Below are 16,137 nucleotides of genomic sequence, written 5' to 3' on the forward strand. Positions count from 1 at the left end.
CCACAGAGAGAAGAATAATTTGGAAGGAGGTGCTGTCGTGAAAAGAATTGCTGTTGTGGAAGATGAAGTCTATATGCGGGAAGAACTCTGCAATATGCTCCAAAAGGACGGGTATCTTGTGGAGGCAATCACCGAGTTTGAAGATGCCGCTCGGCTCTTGGCAGCCCTCCGTCCTGACCTCGTGATCTTAGACCTGAATTTACCAGAAATCAGTGGCTTTCAAATCTGCCAGGAGTTAAAGAATAAAACCGCTATCCCCATCCTGGTGCTGACTTCCAGAGATCAGGTAAAGGATGAACTGCAAGCGTTCCAGTTGGGTGCAGATGAATATTTGACGAAGCCGTGCAGAAAAGACCGACTTCTCGCCAGGGTATCCAATATTCTCAAAAGGTATGAAGGTCGTACCAACCTCATAGAGGGATTGGACTTCTTGTTGGACCAGCAGACCTACACACTTTATATTCATAACACCTCTGTGGTGCTTCCAAAAAATCAGGGAAAACTGTTGGTTGCTCTCTTGGCAAGTGGTGATGCACTGGTTACAACGGAGCAGCTTTGCATGGCACTGTGGGGAACTACGGAATACATAGATGAAAATGCCTTGCAGGTTAACCTGACCCGGCTGAAAAAAACGATGTCCGCCCTTGAAATGAAGCAGCGAATCGTTGCAGTTCGAGGAATGGGCTACCGTTTGGAAGCGGAGGTGTCTCTATGAAGCAGCTTTGGCACATGATAGAACGGTACTACCCCTGGCTTCTGTTGCTGCTGGGCGTGGATTGCTTTTGTGCTGTCATTCTTTGGATTTCTGACATTCAGGCATTTCAAACCTTGATCGGGTTAGTAGTTCTGACGAGCATCCTTTTGTTTTCAGCGATTCTGTTTGTACTAAACAAGAGGGAGAACACCCACATGGAACTGTTCCGGGATTTCCTCAGTGATCCTACCATCTGCAATGAAGAACGGCTGCTCAGTGCCATTAGTCAGAAAGAAGGAGAATCTGTCCGATTTTTGGCTTCGGTTTTACGGGAATACAAAAACGAGAGTAACAATATGGCGGATGCCCTACGGGACTATGAAGAATACGTGGAGGGCTGGGCACATGAAGCGAAAACGCCCCTATCGTTGCTGACCATGCTCTTGGATAACCGGAACGATGAAATCTCTCCTTCCCTGCAAGCAAAGCTGGATTATGTCCGCAGTCAGCTTCAGGAGGATGTCACGCAGATGCTGTACTATGCCCGGTTGAAGAGCAGTACAAAGGATTACCGATTTGAGGATGTCAATTTGAATGACTGCTTGGGTGAAGTTCTGGAGGACTATGCCCCACTTCTTGAAGAGAAGCATTTTGTCATTCTCAACAAACTGCAATCTGAAACAGTCTATACAGACCGTAGAGGACTTCAGTTTATGTTGGGACAAATCGTTAGCAATGCCATCAAATATAGCAGCGATAGTCCCATGCTTACGATTTCCATGATACATTCGGAGACCGCAGATATCCTTTCTGTTGAAGATAACGGCATTGGCGTAAAAAAATATGATCTGCCGTACATTTTTCAAAAGGGCTTTACCGGGGATTCTACTGACAGCAGAAAGAAGGCTACCGGTATGGGACTTTACCTAGTTAAGAAGATGGCCGACGATCTAAATCTTCATCTGGAAGCAGCTTCCCAGTGGGGAAAGGGCTTCAAGATTGTCATCTTCTTTCCTAAATTGAGATCCAACGGAGGGAAATAATATAAACGGAAAAACGCCCGCAGGATTTTCTCCTGCGGGTAACGTGTTGTCAGCTATCCAAAGGTTTATATTCTGTGACGGTTCTCAAATAAGTTTCGGGATCGCCGTTCAAGATAAGGTCTGCATATCCAATCGGGTCATTGTAGATCAGATAGTCCAGCTCTGACCGCTGATACATATTGTCGGCAACCTCATTCTCGACAGCAATGGTATCCATGGCAATCATGCTGCCATCTAAGAATTTCAGTTCTACACAGGCGGTATCCATGTTGAACTCACAAGAAATCAATCTATCCATAAGAAACCTCCATTCTGCGGGATGTTAGATTATCCCAAAATATTTGAATGCTTCTCGGATTGCTTTCTCTTTTTCCGGTGGGCACTGTGGCTGTCTGGAATCCTCGGACTTCGGCAAATTATAATTCTTACCAACCCCAATCCCACATTTTCGCTTAATTTGTGAGATATACAGGTTGGATACCTTTAACCCGCTATGCTCCAGCACATAGTCCTTAATCTGGGTGTAGGTTGCCCCATCCTGAAATTCGGACATATCCATATCTTCCAAAGAGAACTCAACCCGAATCTTTTTCGAGTCGACCTCACCCTTGGAAAGCAAGACAACCGTCTCAACATGGCACGTCATCGGAAACTGATCAACCCCTCTTACCTTCTTCACTTCATACCCCAGTTCCCCGAGCACCTTCACATCACGTGCGAGTGTCGCGGAATCGCATGAGACATACACAATCCGGTCCGGCTGCATGCTGGCCATGGTGTGGAGGAGATTTTCTTCACAGCCTTTGCGCGGCGGATCGACGACAATGACATCGGCATGCGCCTGTTCGCCCGGGTGGTCTTTGGCGTACTGGTTGTAATAGGACGGAAGTATTTCTTCGGATTTTCCAACGAAAAATTCTGCATTTTCGATCTGATTGATTTTTGCATTATTTTTTGCATCCGCAATCGCTTCCGGGACAATTTCCACACCGTAAACTTTTTTTGCTTTCTGTGCAAGGAACAGCGAAATTGTTCCGATGCCGCAGTACAAGTCCCAAACGGTTTCATTACCGGTAAGACCCGCATATTCCAGGGCAAGGCCATACAGCTTTTCGGTCTGGGCCGGATTGACCTGGTAAAACGACAGTGGGGAAATCTGGTATTTTACATTTCCTATATAGTCGGTGATATAGCTCTGTCCCCAAAGACAATGGATTTCTTTCCCCATGATAACGTTGGTTCGCTCACGGTTTACGCTAAGTGAAATGCTCGTCATTCCTTTCAGTTCCGTCAGAGAGCCGATCAGTTTTTCCTCTGCCGGCAGCTTCTTTCCGTTCACAACCAGACAGACCATAATCTCTTTCGTTGTAAATCCAAACCGGATCAGAACGTGACGTACCAGGCCTTTGCCGGTCTCTTCGTTGTATGCCGAAACACGGTTCTCTTCCATCCACGTAAGCACACGGTTCAGGATTTCTTCATTTTGTTCCACTCCAAGATAACAATTCCGGTTTTCCATAATCTGATGCGTTCTTCCCGCATAAAATCCAGTGATCCGTTTTCCGTTTTTATCCTGGCCGATTGGAAACTGTGCTTTATTTCGATAGCGGAACGGAGTTTCCATCCCTACAATCGGCTCCATCGGTATTTCGATCATACCTCCGATGCGCTGAAGATTTTCAGCGATCTTTTTTTCTTTAAACCGCAGCTGTTCTGCGTAGTCGAGCATTTGAAGCTGACATCCGCCGCAGGGACGTGCAACCGGGCAGATTGGCTCGACGCGGTGTTCCGAGGGCTTGATCAATCGCATCAGCCGCGCGTAGCCGTAATTTTTCTTTGCTTTGATCACTTTTACCTCGGCAAGATCGCCGATGACGGTGTCCTTGACAAAGAGGGTATAGCCCTCACATTTGCCTATACCCTCTCCGTCGTGTCCCATATCTTCAATTTTCACCGTCAGTACATCATTTTTCTGATAGCTCATGAAAAGTCTCCTGTTCTGCGGATGTTGGACTCAAAGAACCGGTTGTAGCCAAGCCACTCATTGCCGGCCGGCGCTGCGTCAAACAGCTCGGTCAGGGTTTCCATTTTGGCATCGGCATTGTCCGCCAGGTTCAGCGCTACCGCCTCTACCATTGCCGGTTTTTTCGGGGAACCGTATTCCAGCTCGCCGTGGTGCGCCAGAATGCAGTGCTTTAACTGATTCTCGAGTTCCTGTGGGAAACCGTCGATCTTCTGCGCCGCATCGTGTACCATCTCCGCACCGATCATGATGTGGCCAAGAAGCTGTCCGTCGTCGGTGTAATCATTCTGCGGAAATAATGAGAGCTCTTTCGTTTTTCCGATATCGTGCAGAATTGCCGCTGTAATCAACAGATCACGGTTCAGAATCGGATACGATTTTGCCATAAAATCGCAGAAACGGGTGACACTTAACGTATGCTCTAAAAGGCCGCCGACGAATCCGTGATGCACGCTTTTTGCCGCAGAGCTCATGCGGAACCGTTTTGCGGTCTCCTGATCCTGGATGAAATAATACGTCAGCAGTTCGGAGAGATACTGATTTTTCACCGTTCCGATCCAGGAGAGCAGCTCCTGATACATCGTATTGACGTCGTAACGGCTCGTCGGCAGATAATCCGCCGGATTATATTCGCCCTCTTCCGCTTTTCTTGCATTTTTAATGGAAACCTGAAGTGCTCCATTGAAACTGGAAACATCTCCCATAATATCTACATAATCCAGTGCTTCAAATTCACGGATTCCCATAGAATTCGGATCCCAGATTTTCGCATCGATCGTACCGGTTTTATCCTGTAAGATCACGTTTTCGTACTGTTTTCCGTTTTTGGTAACAGCCGACTGTTTATGTTTGCAGAGATAAATTCCGGAAATGCGGTTTCCTTCCCGGAGTTCGTTGATATACTTCATAAAAATAAATCCTCTTTTTCTAAAATAAATGCGGACACAGTGTTCCGTTTTTGTTTCTATGATGCCGTTTTTATGATGCAAAGCCTGTGCTCCTGCATGCCTTACCAATTCTACCAGATTTTCCTGCAGAATGCACGTATTTTTTCATCCGCCAGTGGAAAACCATTCGAAAAGAAAAGCTTCCGGAAGCCCCACCGGCTGAAACCGGCTTTTTCTGCTCCCGAAAGCCTCTGTTTTTTATACTTCCCCAATCGTCACATCAAACGTCATCTCCGCATACCCTTCGGCGCCTTTCCGCATCGCCGTCACAGTAACCACGTCTCCTGTGCTGTATTTGCCAAGCTGTTCATGGTACTGTTTGATCGTCTCAACCTTGTGCTCCCCGAGCTTTACAATCACATCGTACTCTTTCATGCCCGCCATCATCGCCGGAGAATCGTCTGCGACGCGGCTGATGAGAACGCCTTTTGGGATGCCGGTTTTATCGGAAAGTTCTTCTGTGACGTCCTGTCCGCGGATGCCGATATATGCGCGGCTCACGTTATTGGAAAGATTTTCGATCAGCTTTTTGATCTGGGAAATCGCAATGCCCGTCACCACGTTATTTCCCTTGGCGCTGTAACTCTGCGCAATAATACCGACGATTTCACCGTCGAGATTTACCAGAATGCCGCTGCCGTCCGTACTGCCGAGGATGTCGGTGGTCAGCAGATTGTACTCATTGTCCAGCGCGGAAATCTTGTTCGTAACCGAAGTCACCACGCCGTACGCAATCGAATCGCTGTAGCCGACTGGACTTCCGACCGCAACGACCGGGTCGCCCTGGCTGACGAGATATGAACTGCCGAGCGGCGCAACTACAAGACCGTCCCGTGTTCCCTCATCCAGCTTCGATTCGTCCACCTTCACAATCGTAAGGCCGGTGCTCGGATCGTGGCGCTGGTATGTGGCATCCACCATCGTCTCATCCCAGAAGGTAACCTGAATCCGCTCTACATTTTCCACGATGCGGTATTCCGTCAGAATGAAGAGATCCTGTCCATTGTCCGCAACAATCAGACCGGAAATCTGCTGCTGATTTTCGTAGTTCTGGTTAAAATAGTCCATCTGATTGGTAATGCCGATGACGGTGACCAGAGCTCGTTTTGGTTTTTCCGTTACTCCCAGCATATCCTGATAGAGCGCTTCATAATTTTTCAGGCTGCTTTCCGTTCCCTCTGCCGCTCCGTTCTCCTCTGTGCTTTCAGAAACCGTACTTTCGGATACACTGCTTTCTGAAGTACTGCTATCCACTGTAGAACTGCTGATTTCCGAACCGGAGCCGCTGCTGTCTACCGACGCACTCGCCGAAGATGCGGTAATTGTCTCATCCGGCTCCTGTCCGCTGTTTGGATCCTCATCTCCCGGGATATCCACTTTCGCCGGCGGCTCTTCCCTGGTAACTGCTTCTGCAATCTTTGGCTCTGTCACCGCAAATACTGCGGCCGCAACCAGACCGCCAAGCGCCGCAAGTGCCAGCCATCCGGCAATCAGAAGAACAATCTTTTTCCAGTCGGGCGGCTGCTTTTTGATGCTCTCTTTCATGAATTTGTAAGGTTTTGGGTCATTTTCCATACATTTCTTTCTCCATACATCTGTATTCCATACCGAACTGCTCTGCGCATATGCGCTTCCGCAATCTTCACATATATAAAAACTTTACCAGATAGATATGAACATTTTATGAAGACTGTTACATTTTTTTCTCATTTGCGCAACATCCTTGATTTTCTCGTTCTTGGGGTTTCTTTCTTTTCTTTTTTAAGGTATAATTGGTGGAGTGGAAAAACCTGTGACCCACATTCCACTTCCGGTCTGTACTTCCCGTGCAGATATATGATCAGATCGCTACTGTTCACTCAGCAGTGAAACACTTGCTGTTTCGCTGCGTAAGAAAGTGATTCAGGTGTGAGCAGCCCTCCTTTTGCGAAGCAAAACTTTAAATGAGGGCTGCGAATGTTACAGTTCGCAGGGTACCTGTAAACTGTAACATCAGATCCGTGCGGTATTGCATCAAAAATACCGCATTATCTGTAGACAATGACTGAATTATGAATTACGAAAAGGTAAGTATTATGAATCAGAAAGCATTAAAAACGCTCGAATACGACAAAATTATCGAACAACTGGCTTCGTATGCCAGTTCTCCGCTGGGCCGGAAGAAATGTCTGGAGCTCGTTCCTTCTTCTTCCCTCTCCCAGATTACGCGGATGCAGCACGAGACACACGACGCGCTCACCCGGCTCTTTAAAAAAGGCCACATTTCCTTTGGTGATGCCAAAGATATCCGCGGCGCATTAAAGCGTCTCGAAATCGGCAGCTCCATGAACATCACGGAGCTTCTGCAGACCGCCGCACTTCTGGAAAACACGGCACGCGTCAAAGCGTACGGCCGCCGCGAAAATGCGGACCAGACGCCGGACAGCCTCGAAGATCTCTTCGAAACACTGGAGCCTCTGACGCTGCTTTCCACGGAAATCCGCCGCTGTATTCTCTCCGAGGATGAAATCAGCGATGATGCAAGCCCGAATCTGCGCCGCATCCGTCGTTCCATCAAATCGTGTGAGGAAAAAATCCACAGCCAGTTAATCTCGCTCGTCAACGGTTCCTACCGCACGTATCTGCAGGATGCCGTCATCACGATGCGCGACGGCCGCTACTGTATCCCGATCAAATCCGAGTACAAAGGCCAGGTTCCTGGCATGGTACATGACCAGTCCTCGACCGGTTCCACCTTCTTTGTCGAGCCGATGGCCGTTGTCAAACTGAACAACGATATCCGTGAGCTGGAAATCGAAGAATCAAAAGAAATCGAGGTCATCCTCTCTACGTTGAGTGCCCAGGCAGACCTGCACCGCGATGAGATCCGTTACGACCTCGAAAACATGGTGGAGCTTGACTTCATCTTCGCGCGCGCCGCTCTTGCAATGGAGCAGAACGCCAATGAGCCGATCTTCAACACCGAAGGTAAAATCCACCTGCGCAAGGCACGCCACCCGCTGATCAATGCGAAAAAAGTCGTTCCGATTGATCTGTCGCTCGGCGAAGATTTCGACCTTCTGATCGTCACCGGACCGAATACCGGCGGTAAGACGGTTTCCTTAAAGACGGTCGGACTCTTAACACTGATGGGCCAGTCCGGACTTCACATTCCGGCACTCGACCGCTCCTCCCTTTCCGTTTTCGACGAGGTTTACGCCGATATCGGTGATGAGCAGAGCATCGAGCAGTCGTTGAGTACCTTCTCCTCCCACATGACGAATGTGGTTTCCTTCCTCGACAAGGCAGACCGCAATTCCCTCGTCCTGTTCGATGAGCTCGGCGCCGGTACCGACCCGACAGAGGGCGCGGCGCTTGCCATCGCGATCCTCTCTACGCTCCACGAGCGCGGCATCCGCACCATGGCAACGACACACTACAGTGAACTGAAAATCTATGCCTTATCCACACCGGGCGTGGAGAATGCCTGCTGTGAATTCGATGTCGAGACTTTAAGCCCGACATACCGCCTGCTCGTCGGCGTTCCTGGAAAGAGTAATGCGTTTGCGATTTCCAGCAAACTCGGCCTGCCGGACTACATCATCAACAAGGCAAAAGACGAAATCAGCGAGCAGGATGAATCGTTTGAGGACGTTCTGACCACTCTCGAGCAGAACCGGATCACGCTGGAACGCGAAAAAGAAGAGCTTGCCCGCACCCGCGCGGAAGTCGAATCCCTGAAGCAGAGCCTTGCCAAGAATCAGGAACAGATCGACGCAAGAAAAGAAAAGATGATCTCCAATGCAACCGAGGAGGCACAGAGAATTCTCCGCGAGGCGAAGGAATACGCCGACCAGACGATGCGCGATTTCCAGAAATTTGGAAAAGAGAATGTTTCCGTCCGCGAAATGGAGCAGAAACGTACCGCTCTGCGTGAAAAGATGAACAAGCTCGATAAGAAAAAGGCGAAGGAAGTGCCGAAGCGCACCGGAAATCTCCGCCCGCAGGATCTTCATCTCGGCGATGCCGTCAAAGTCTTAAGCATGAATCTCAAAGGTACTGTCAGCACCCGCCCGGATTCGAAGGGAAATCTCTTCGTCCAGATGGGTATCATGCGGACCAAAGTGCATATCTCCGACCTTGTGCTGATCGACGAGGCTGTCATCACCGGCCCGTCCATTTCCCGCACAAGCAGCGGAAAATCGAAGCTTTCCAAGGCTGCCACGATTTCTACCGAAATCAATCTGCTCGGAAAAACGGTGGATGAAGCGGTTGCCGAACTCGACAAATATCTCGATGACGCTTATCTCTCCCATCTGCCGAGTGTCCGCGTTGTCCACGGCAAAGGAACGGGCGCACTGCGGAAAGGCATTCACAATTATCTGCGCCGCCAGAAACACGTAGCGGACTTCCATTTAGCGGAATTCGGCGAGGGCGATGCCGGCGTTACGATTGTTACGTTTAAGAAATAAAAACTCAGGAAAATATGGGACGGAACGCATACTGTATGCGGTTTCGTCCTGTCCCCAGTGAAGGAGAATCTTTTATGGCTTCCAAACAGAAAATTCTGATCGTCGATGACGATAACAATATCGCAGAACTGATTTCTCTCTATCTGACCAAGGAATGCTATGACACAAAAATTGTAAACGATGGAGAAGAGGCTGTCCGGGAGTTTCACTCCTTCCAGCCGAACCTGATTCTGCTCGACCTGATGCTGCCCGGCATGGACGGCTACCAGGTCTGCCGCGAAATCCGGCACGATTCCGATGTTCCGATCATCATGCTCTCGGCAAAGGGCGAGGTGTTCGACAAAGTCCTCGGCCTGGAGCTCAGCGCGGATGACTACATCATCAAACCATTTGATTCCAAGGAGCTCGTTGCCCGTGTGAAAGCAGTGCTGCGGAGATTTCAGCCATCACGCACGATCCCGGTGTCCGCGACCGCAGGAAAATGTGTCGAGTACCCGGATCTTATCATCAACCAGACGAACTATTCCGTCATTTACCAGGGCCGCACCGTCGATATGCCGCCGAAGGAACTGGAGCTTCTCTACTTCCTTGCTTCCTCACCAAACCAGGTCTTTACGCGGGAACAGCTCCTCGACCATATCTGGGGCTATGAGTACATCGGCGATACCCGCACGGTAGACGTTCATATCAAACGTCTCCGCGAAAAAATCAAGGACCATGCCTCCTGGGCCATCACGACGGTCTGGGGCATCGGTTACAAGTTTGAGGTCAAAAAATAATGCGACGCACGCTTTACCGGAAATTAATTCTCATTTATGTCATTCTCGCCATTGCCGGCTTTACGCTGATCTCAACGGTCGGCTCCCGCATGGTGGAGGACAGTCTGGTCTCCAGCGCGAGCACCAGTCTGTACCGGGAGGCCACGCAGATCGCTTCCAGACAGGGCGACCTTTATTACCACAGTGAGCGTTCCCTGACGGATCTTTACAATTCGCTCAGTGCACTGGCTTCCTATCACAATTCCCGGATCTGGCTCATCAGCGCAGACGGGGAAATTCTGCTGAACACGGCAGCTGCACTCGATGAGGAAAACCCGGAGATCATCGACGGTTTTGATCCGGTTGCGCTCGGCAGCGAGTATTACAGCACGGGAACGTTTTTCGGCTATTTTGAAGACAAGATGCTGAGCGTCATGGTTCCCGTCACCTCCAATTTGCGGATCAAAGGCTATGTCGCCATCCACCTTCCGCTGCAGGACGTCTATCAGCAGAGGGAAAGTCTGCTGGCGCGGATTGATTTTCTGTTCCTGCTCGTGTTCGGACTCTCGTTTGTGATTCTGATCTTTTTCTCCCTCGTCGTGTACAGGCCGCTGAAAAAGATCATCAACGGTGCAAAGGAGTATGCCTCCGGCAACCTGACCCACAAAATTGATGTTAAATCTCACGATGAGATGGGGTATCTCGCTTCCACGCTGAACTACATGTCCGGCGAGCTGAACAAGACCGGCGAATACCAGCGGAAATTTGTGGCGAACGTCTCTCACGACTTCCGCTCACCGCTGACCTCGATCAAAGGCTACGTGGAGGCAATCCTCGACGGAACGATTCCGCCGGAAATGCAGGAAAAATATCTGAAAATCGTTCTGTTTGAGACAGAACGGCTGCACAAGCTGACGCAGAGCCTGCTGACGCTGAACGACATCGACGATAAAGGGAATATGCTCGATCTGACCTCGTTTGACATCAACGCCGTCATCAAGGATACCGCCGCTTCGTTTGAGGGAACCTGCACGAAAAAGCGGATTTCCATTTCACTGATCCTCGCATCGCGTACTTTGTATGTCTGCGCCGATATGGGAAAAATCCAGCAGGTGCTGTACAATCTGATTGATAATGCAATCAAATTCAGCAACAACGATTCCACCATCACGGTCGAGACAACGGAGAAGCACGGAAAAGTCTTCGTTTCCGTCAAGGATACCGGCTGCGGCATTCCAAAGGCAAGCATTACCAAAATCTGGGAGCGCTTCTACAAGCTCGATGCCTCCCGCGGAAAAGACCGCAAAGGAACGGGACTGGGACTTTCGATCGTCAAAGAGATCATCGCTGCGCATAACCAGAATATCAATGTCATCAGTACAGAGGGCGTTGGTACGGAATTTATCTTTACACTCGCCAAAGGCGAAGCACCAAAATAAGCCCCTCCGCCGAGGGGCTTTTTTGCCAGACATATCAAACTAACTCTGGAGGTAATTTTCACTATGAACCCAAACACCATTGATTCCATCATCAAACAGCTCATTGCATCCCACACCACCATTTCCACCATGGAAAGCTGCACTTCCGGCCTGATCGCCTCCCTGATCACCGACACCGAAGGCGCCTCCGCCATTTTCCCCGGCGGCTACGTAACGTATCTGAACGAAACCAAAGTCCTCGTCGGCGTCGACCCTTCCGTCATCGAAATCCACGGCGTCTACTCCCCCGAATGCGCCGAAGCCATGGCCCGCACAGTACAAGAAAACCTGCACACCGCCATCGCCATCGGAATCACCGGCACAACCGGAAATCTCGACCCCAACAACGCTGACAGCGTACAGGGCGTCGTCTACTTCTGTATTTTATACAAAGCCCAAGCCCACACCTTCACCTTCCAGACCAACGTCTCCAGCATGACCCGCCACGAAATCAAACAGCTTTACGCCGAGCAGGTCTTCGCCGAATTGGAAATGATCTTAACTTCTTCCTTATAAAAAGAATGCAGCTCCGTCTACGATCACCAGAGTCCCGTCCGTCTACCTCCACTCATGCGTCCGCAAATGCCCCGCGAGCTGCATATGGTCAAAGTTATTCTGCCGCAGTGCCTCGTACAGTACGATCGCCACGGAATTTGAAAGGTTCAGCGACCGGATATCATTAATCATCGGAATCCGCACCGCCGTCTCCTGATTGTCATACAGAATATCTTCCGGAATCCCCGCACTTTCCTTCCCGAACATAATAAAGCAGTCCTCTTCATACTGCACATCCACATACGTCTGCGGCCCCTTCGTCGTCGCATAGTAAATCTTCGCCCCCGGATTTCTCTCCAGAAAATCCTCGTAACTCTCATACACCGTCACATCCAGCTTCGGCCAGTAATCCAACCCCGCGCGCTTCACCGCCTTGTCCGAAATATCAAACCCCAGCGGCTTAATCAGATGCAGCCTCGTCCCCGTCGCCACACACGTCCGTCCGATGTTGCCTGTATTTGCCGGAATCTCCGGCTCATGAAGAACAATATTCAAATGTGCCATTTTACCAATCACTCCTGTCGTATATTTAAGCCTTATCTGCCAACCCGGTACATCTCATCCATCTGCGGCTTGTCCAGATACCGGACCTCTTCCCCATTCCGGAGAATCCGGTCCTTCCCGGATGTCGTCCGTCCAATCACCGCCGATGGAATCCCTTCGAGTGCCATTTTCTGCACCAGCCCCTCGCCGTCCGCCGCCGCAATCAGCAGCGATCCCGTCGAAAGCATCTGATACGGATTCACCCCGAAAAACTCACAGATCTCCACCGTCTCCTGCCGGATCGGAATCCTCTTCAATGCCACATCAAGCCCGACACCCGCGCCGTCCGCCATCTCCCAGAGCGCCCCGAAAATCCCGCCCTCCGAGAGATCCTGCATCGCAGCCGCACCGTGCTCGACCGCAATCTCCGCCTCACGGCAGACAGAGTAATCCTCCGAAAAATCCGCCGCCCCATGGATAAATCCCGGAGAAAATCTCGTCAGAAGCTCATCCCTTCTTGTCTTTGCCAGATAAGACACCGCGCCGAGCGCAATCCCCTTCGTCACGACAAGATCCAAATCCGCTGTCACACACGACGGATCAAACAGCCCCGCACGCGTTGTCCCGCCTGCCGCCGTCACGGTAAGCACCGGATACGAAACCCCGCCCGTCACCTCCGTATGCCCGCCAATCACCGCAGTTCCATACCGCACACACGCACCGTCAACCGCCCGCATCAGCTCCTTTAAATCCTTTTCTTCCATCGCCTCCGGCAGCATCAGCGACACCAGCACTCCTTTTGCCGATGCCCCCGCCGCAGCCACACTGTTGCACACCCGGCAGACCGCGAGCACCGCGTCCTCCGGATCCTTCACCAGCACCGGCACACACGAAAACACCTGCATCTCCTTTTCTCCTGCAATTGCCGATACCCCGCGTCCGACCGCCGGCCCCGCTGCGTCCTCTCTTTTCTGCCCCAGCATCTTAAACACCGAGCGCACCAGCACGCTCTGCTGTAATTTACCCTTTCGCATCCCTTGTCCTCCTCGAACTTCCTGTTTCAACGAAAAAGCAGACGGAATCCGTACTCCTTTTCCCTCTGCTTTCCCATTTTTCACGGAAAATGTTACAGTTCACTGGTTCCCAGCGAACAGTAACCAGAAAACGCCTAGTCCTCATCGTCCTCCGTTTTCTCTGTATTGCTGCTGTCGTCCGTCTTTTCCGTATCATCCGAATCCGAATCATCGCTGCTGTCTTCCTTCTTCTCCGAAGAACTCGATGACGAACTGCTCTGGCTGTATTTCGCTGCAACTTCCTTTGCTTTTGCAAGATCATTTGCCGCAATCGCCGCCTGCATTTCCGCACGCGCCGCTGCATTGTCCGTCTTTGTTCCCACGGTATAGACATTCGATGTCATGCGGTAAGTGCTGGAATTCACCTGCTCCTTCTTCTCATTTCCATTGTCATTCACAATCTTCCACAGCCGCGCCGTCGAACCCTGATAGCCGTACGATGTCTGTTCAATTGTTCCAAACGATGTATTCGCATCTTCCGTCAGGCTCGGCGTCGGATCCTCCGTGCTTGTCGTCTCACTCTCATAGCGGACCGTGCGGTTCGGATCTCTCGTCTCATGGCCATAGATGGCAAAATGCAGGGTGCTTCCATCCGCGCTCGCCTCAATGTAAATCGGCGCATCGGTGTTGTTCACGAATTTCAGGTCTTTCAATCCTTCTGCAATCGCCGCATCCATCGACGGATCCACATAGTGGACAATCATGGAATGGCTGTACCGCTCCGTCACCTCAAGTTCCGCTTTCAGAACCGCAACATAAAGCGTTGTGGAAACCTGGCAGATACCGCCGCCGTACGAATCGACGACCTTGCCCATCTCATATGATGCCGCCAGTGCATAACCATTTTCCGCATCAAACGGCACAACGACCGCCTCTACGGAAAATTCCTCGCCCGGCTGTACCAGCGTTCCGTTAATCTTCTCTGCGCCGACTGCGACATTCTGTTTTCTGCCGCTCGTACCGTTGCCATACTCCGTCGTACCCTCGCCGAGCAGATCTTTGACAAGTGCAAGCTGCTCCGGATTGCCGCCTGCCGGTGTTTCTTCTGTTACCAGTTCTACGCCGCCGATGCCGCCCCGCCAGCTTGTCGTCAGGTAATTGACAACCTTCGCCGTGGACTCATCCACGTTGACGCTGCATCCGGTCTGGCCCGGATTGACGATAAATTCGCCGTTTTCGCGGGTCAGCGTTGCATCTGTTGCCTCGCGGTTCAGCACGGCCGTGTTGTTTTCTACCGCCTGGCGCGCTGCCTCGCCATCGACTGTATATTTCAGGGAAAACGTCACCGTCTCTCCCTTTTTGAGCCGGTTCTGTGTCAGGAACCGCTTCAGTACATTGCCTTCCTGCCCGATTGTGACGGCTTCTCTTGCCACCTCCGGGTTGGCGCAGGAAAGTCCGAGATCCCCTGCTGTCACCTGTGCATTCTGCTCTCCGGCAGACAGGTTGATAACCGAGGGTTTTAACTGTTCAATTTTGTCGTTTACTGCCTGTGTGATCTGCTCTTCGGTCATACCGCCGACGGAAATGTCTTCTACATAGATTCCGTCCAGCGCTGTCCGGTCATCCGCTTTGACTGGTTCTGCCAGAAAGCAGAATGCGAATGCGATAAGCATCACCAGCAGGACTCTCATTTTTCTGCTGTTTTTCATACTGTGCCTCTTCTTGATCCGTTTCCCATTTCAATCTGTCTTTTACAGAATCTCTTTACACCAGCCATAAAAGTGCTGGAAGAACCATACCAAGCACCATAACCACTGCAAGAATCAATGCCAGCATCTTTGCTGCATTTCTCTTCTTTGCCAGCGGATCTTTCTTCTTTTTCTGTGCCTCTGTCGGGGCTTTTCGATTGACTTTATTACTCATCGTTCCATCCTTTCTTTTTTTCTTCTATTTTTTCTCAGTTCTCTGTCGTTTTTCCATTCTTCCATGTGCCAGAATAATCTGATCGATCATGCGGGATGCACGGCTTTTTGTGAGTGCTCCCCACTCCGGTTCGAGATCCAGCTCATGGTACCGGATCAGATCCGCCAGATATTTTTTCTGTGCCTCCGTCGCCGGAACCTCACGTTTCATTTTGGCCTTCAGAGGCGCTGCGGCAAACCATTCCGGGTGATCTTCCGAAAATCCTTCTTCCAGTTTTCGGAACAGTGCCAGCGTTTCCAGCACATCGTCCATTGCACGGTGTGCGTGTTCCCGCGGGATCTGATAGTAGCCGCAGAGTGCTTCAAGGCTTCTGCTCTCCAGATCCGGGAGGGCTTTCCGTGCAATTTTCAACGTATCCCACGCTTCTTTTTCAAAGTCCAGACGGGCATTTATCGCTGCCTGCTTGATGAAGCTGTAATCGAACAAAATATTATGCCCCAGAAGCGGCAGGCCGCCGCAGAAATCCAGAAAGCCGCGGACAGCATTCTCCACATCGGGCGCATCCGCAATCATCTCATCCCGGATTCCGGTGAGTTCCGTGATCCGCTCCGGCACTTTTCTGCCCGGATTGACGAAGGTCTCATACGATGCCGTGACCTCTCCGCCCTGCACTTTTACTGCACCGATCTCCAGAATCTGGTCTTCCTTTACAGAAAGACCCGTTGTCTCAAGATCGAGCACTACAAAATCTTGTATTTTCATATTTTAT

The 16,137-nt window shown here is 50.7% G+C and carries 15 protein-coding genes; 6 read left to right on the forward strand and 9 right to left on the reverse strand.

The features are described 5' to 3' along the window. The first annotated feature begins 37 nt into the window (after positions 1–37). Positions 38–715 (forward strand): response regulator transcription factor, encoded by a 678-nt coding sequence (locus tag ACY2VT_RS08075; protein ID WP_085531196.1) that lies wholly within the window; start codon positions 38–40, stop codon positions 713–715. Then, a complete protein-coding gene (locus ACY2VT_RS08080; RefSeq protein WP_461879514.1) occupies positions 712–1,737 on the forward strand; it encodes a sensor histidine kinase in 1,026 nt (341 codons plus the stop codon). The genes ACY2VT_RS08075 and ACY2VT_RS08080 overlap by 4 nt, the downstream gene beginning before the upstream one ends. 49 nt (positions 1,738–1,786) lie before the next feature. Here the strand turns inward: ACY2VT_RS08080 and ACY2VT_RS08085 are convergent, their stop codons facing one another. The 4 genes from ACY2VT_RS08085 to ACY2VT_RS08100 all read right to left on the reverse strand — a co-directional run bounded on the left by ACY2VT_RS08085 (position 1,787) and on the right by ACY2VT_RS08100 (position 6,282). Continuing rightward, complete coding sequence (locus tag ACY2VT_RS08085; RefSeq protein WP_176933997.1) at positions 1,787–2,035, reverse strand: DUF6061 family protein; 249 nt, start codon at positions 2,033–2,035, stop codon at positions 1,787–1,789. Between the two features lie 24 nt (positions 2,036–2,059). After that, positions 2,060–3,721: a 23S rRNA (uracil(1939)-C(5))-methyltransferase RlmD gene (rlmD, locus tag ACY2VT_RS08090; protein WP_461879515.1), complete on the reverse strand. Its 1,662-nt coding sequence runs from the start codon at positions 3,719–3,721 to the stop codon at positions 2,060–2,062. Next, positions 3,718–4,668, reverse strand: a complete 951-nt coding sequence (locus tag ACY2VT_RS08095; RefSeq protein WP_461879516.1) for a 3'-5' exoribonuclease YhaM family protein — start codon at positions 4,666–4,668, stop codon at positions 3,718–3,720. Before ACY2VT_RS08095 ends, rlmD begins: the two co-directional genes overlap by 4 nt. 237 nt (positions 4,669–4,905) lie before the next feature. Then, positions 4,906–6,282, reverse strand: coding sequence for a S1C family serine protease (locus tag ACY2VT_RS08100; RefSeq protein WP_461879517.1), 1,377 nt, complete (start codon positions 6,280–6,282; stop codon positions 4,906–4,908). Between the two features lie 500 nt (positions 6,283–6,782). Here ACY2VT_RS08100 and ACY2VT_RS08105 point away from each other — a divergent pair, with 500 nt between their 5' ends. From ACY2VT_RS08105 to ACY2VT_RS08120, 4 genes are all read left to right on the forward strand, one after another. Beyond that, the gene (locus ACY2VT_RS08105) at positions 6,783–9,158 is read left to right on the forward strand and encodes an endonuclease MutS2 (protein ID WP_461879540.1); all 2,376 of its coding nucleotides are present in this window, start codon (positions 6,783–6,785) and stop codon (positions 9,156–9,158) included. Between the two features lie 74 nt (positions 9,159–9,232). Continuing rightward, positions 9,233–9,937, forward strand: a complete 705-nt coding sequence (locus ACY2VT_RS08110; RefSeq protein WP_461879518.1) for a response regulator — start codon at positions 9,233–9,235, stop codon at positions 9,935–9,937. Beyond that, entirely contained in the window at positions 9,937–11,355 is a 1,419-nt protein-coding gene (locus ACY2VT_RS08115; RefSeq protein WP_461879519.1) for a HAMP domain-containing sensor histidine kinase, read from the forward strand. The genes ACY2VT_RS08110 and ACY2VT_RS08115 overlap by 1 nt, the downstream gene beginning before the upstream one ends. 63 nt (positions 11,356–11,418) lie before the next feature. Further along, positions 11,419–11,910, forward strand: coding sequence for a CinA family protein (locus ACY2VT_RS08120; protein WP_173841114.1), 492 nt, complete (start codon positions 11,419–11,421; stop codon positions 11,908–11,910). 42 nt (positions 11,911–11,952) lie between these two features. On the opposite strand, the gene trmL is transcribed toward ACY2VT_RS08120, so the two are convergent. From trmL to ACY2VT_RS08145, 5 genes are all read right to left on the reverse strand, one after another. Continuing rightward, entirely contained in the window at positions 11,953–12,453 is a 501-nt protein-coding gene (gene trmL / locus ACY2VT_RS08125; RefSeq protein ID WP_173815752.1) for a tRNA (uridine(34)/cytosine(34)/5-carboxymethylaminomethyluridine(34)-2'-O)-methyltransferase TrmL, read from the reverse strand. 32 nt (positions 12,454–12,485) lie between these two features. Then, positions 12,486–13,466, reverse strand: a complete 981-nt coding sequence (locus ACY2VT_RS08130) for an AIR synthase-related protein (protein WP_461879520.1) — start codon at positions 13,464–13,466, stop codon at positions 12,486–12,488. Between the two features lie 134 nt (positions 13,467–13,600). Continuing rightward, entirely contained in the window at positions 13,601–15,154 is a 1,554-nt protein-coding gene (locus ACY2VT_RS08135; protein ID WP_461879521.1) for a VanW family protein, read from the reverse strand. Positions 15,155–15,209: 55 nt separating this feature from the next. Then, positions 15,210–15,368, reverse strand: coding sequence for a hypothetical protein (locus ACY2VT_RS08140; protein ID WP_156327578.1), 159 nt, complete (start codon positions 15,366–15,368; stop codon positions 15,210–15,212). Between the two features lie 24 nt (positions 15,369–15,392). After that, on the reverse strand, positions 15,393–16,130 hold the full coding sequence (locus ACY2VT_RS08145) for a 3'-5' exonuclease (protein ID WP_461879522.1): 738 nt from the start codon (positions 16,128–16,130) through the stop codon (positions 15,393–15,395). Positions 16,131–16,137 lie beyond the last annotated feature (7 nt).

It is taken from the genome of Fusicatenibacter sp. (assembly GCF_050872605.1).
Classification (GTDB): Bacteria; Bacillota; Clostridia; order Lachnospirales; family Lachnospiraceae; genus Fusicatenibacter.